Raw genomic sequence first — 2,045 nt, 5'->3', positions numbered from 1 at the left:
AGCGATAAATTGACGATCCATTCGCTGTCTAGCATTAGGTCTTGGTACAGATTCTGCTGGTTCGCTACGTACTTTATCGAATCGGATAAACCATAATAGCTCTCAATTTCTTTGATGGCCGCTCGGTACTCAAGCCAGGTGGGAACCCGCCAGCCCTGTGGACAAATACTTACCAGATCAGTAGGATAGTAGTAGTTCCCGTACTGACAAGCTTCTGAGTCAGGGTTTTCACTACACCAACTGGTGGGGGTTTTATACCGGATATTTTCTTTGAACCAACGATAGCCCGCAATTTGAACTACCTCGTATTCATTTCCATCTCGGTCATCGGTAAATGAGACTTGTCCATGAACGGAAAGATGAATGAACAGCAGAAGAAGCACAACGAAGGCTGGCATGTTGAGAAGTATGCTTTTACAGATGGCTTAATCCACGATATAACGGTCGAAAGACTGCCTTATTCTCTGTAGAGCAATTTCAATCTAAGAAGTAGAAACTACCTTAGTCGATCAGCAGAACGAACCAACATCTCGTCACGGCGGATAAATCGGTTAGCTAATAGGTTTAGGATCATGGCAACGGCGGGTAGGTATAACCCAAATTCGTAGTCGCCTTGTACGGTGTTGGCCGATAGCTCTTCACCTTCGAAGCTAAAGTAAACGATGGCAGCCAGGGTCCCCCCAATTAGTAAAGAATTCAGTAAGCCTAGTTTGATTTGAAACAAGCGACTGCGGTAGCGGAAAATCTCAAAAAAGGCAGTAATCATGGCTAAGGTAGCCAGCACCGCAATAGGCCACGCACTTTGAGCGACTACAACCTCGCCAGTTTCATCTGTCATAGATACTGATTCAATGGCGTAAGCATCCAGGACTAATACCTTTTGCTGTTCGGTCATTGTTTCCTCCCAAATATTTACCAATAGTAATAGACCCATGCAAATAGCAACTCCTAAAAGGAACAATGATTGAATTCGTTGTAGCATAACTAACAGATAGAATCTTTTTAAAAAAATCTACGTATAAGATAAGTTTAAATCGGGCACAAAGTTATTAATAATTACAATAACATTACGGACTCGAAACAGTTAATTAGAAAAGTAATACTACCATACAATTAAGTATATCATGGCGGATAATAAAGAAAAACTGCAAGATACTGAAAGCCAAGAAGTTCAAACGAGTGAAACAACCGAAGAAGCTGTGGCACCTCGTCGCAACCAGTATTCTGAAGCAGAGAAAATAGATATTTTTGATAATGAGTTTCTACCTCAGATAGATTCTATGTACAACTTTGCCTATCGTCTCACCTTCGATGAAGATGATGCTAAGGACTTAGTGCAAGAAACGTATTTGAAAGCTTTCCGGTTTATTGATTCTTTTCAGCGAGGAACTAATGCCAAAGCGTGGCTGTTCCGCATATTGAAGAACAGCTTCATTAACGACTTTAGAAAAAAGAGCAAAGAGCCGTCTAAAGTTGATTATCAAGAGGTTGAAACGTACTACAACTCAGAAGATGTAGACGCAAGCATTACTACAGATTTGAGAGTAGAAGCTGTTCAGGATATGATTGGAGATGAAGTTTCCAATGCGCTTAACACGTTAGCTGTTGACTTCCGGACGGTAATTATTCTGTGTGATTTAGAAGGGTTTACCTACGAAGAAATGGCCAAGATTCTGGATATTCCGATCGGAACGGTTCGCTCGCGCCTTCACCGTGCTCGCAACCTACTAAAAGAGAAGCTAAAGTCTTATGCCGAATCAATGGGATATCAAGGTTAAGTATTTTTTACCGTGACGATATTTTGTAAGCAAATTTTTTAATTTTTCATTTAATGCTGTACACCTATGTTACCTAAAGACTCGCCCCACTATTCGCGTTGTATGGAGTTACTACCATTGGTACTAGATAGCCAAGTTTCTATTGAAGATGCTGACTTCTTTCATCAATATTCTGTTAATTGGCCCGAGGTAGTAGATTGCTACGAAAAGGAAAAGGCCTTCCGCGAAGCATTACGGACTAAATTAAGTCGTTTTGCTGCCCCAGAT

At 41.0% G+C, this 2,045-nt stretch carries 4 protein-coding genes; 2 read left to right on the top strand and 2 right to left on the bottom strand.

Going from position 1 to position 2,045, the window contains the following annotated elements:
* Together WBA23_RS26060 and WBA23_RS26055 are read right to left on the bottom strand one after the other, a co-directional pair.
* A partial coding sequence (locus WBA23_RS26060; RefSeq protein WP_424585203.1) for an FISUMP domain-containing protein occupies nucleotides 1–398 on the bottom strand: 398 nt, incomplete at its 3' end.
* Nucleotides 399–496: 98 nt separating this feature from the next.
* Nucleotides 497–982, bottom strand: coding sequence for a DUF4293 domain-containing protein (locus WBA23_RS26055; RefSeq protein ID WP_424585202.1), 486 nt, complete (start codon nucleotides 980–982; stop codon nucleotides 497–499).
* A gap of 142 nt (nucleotides 983–1,124) precedes the next feature.
* On the opposite strand from WBA23_RS26055, the gene WBA23_RS26050 reads away from it, so the two are divergent.
* Both WBA23_RS26050 and WBA23_RS26045 read left to right on the top strand, forming a co-directional pair.
* A complete protein-coding gene (locus WBA23_RS26050; protein ID WP_424585201.1) occupies nucleotides 1,125–1,778 on the top strand; it encodes a sigma-70 family RNA polymerase sigma factor in 654 nt (217 codons plus the stop codon).
* A 66-nt stretch (nucleotides 1,779–1,844) separates the two neighbouring features.
* On the top strand, nucleotides 1,845–2,045 hold a 201-nt coding region (locus tag WBA23_RS26045), incomplete at its 3' end, for a hypothetical protein (RefSeq protein ID WP_424585200.1).

This window comes from Tunicatimonas sp., assembly GCF_049647865.1.
Taxonomy (GTDB): domain Bacteria; phylum Bacteroidota; class Bacteroidia; order Cytophagales; family Cyclobacteriaceae; genus Tunicatimonas.
Note: the sequence above shows the minus strand (reverse complement) of the source record. Positions and strands in the feature narration are given on the sequence as shown.

Excerpts from the sequence above, each read along its gene's own strand:
- WBA23_RS26050 (WP_424585201.1), top strand. The coding sequence starts at position 1,125 with ATGGCGGATAATAAAGAAAAACTGCAAGATACTGAAAGCCAAGAAGTT.
- WBA23_RS26055 (WP_424585202.1), bottom strand. The coding sequence starts at position 982 with ATGCTACAACGAATTCAATCATTGTTCCTTTTAGGAGTTGCTATTTGC.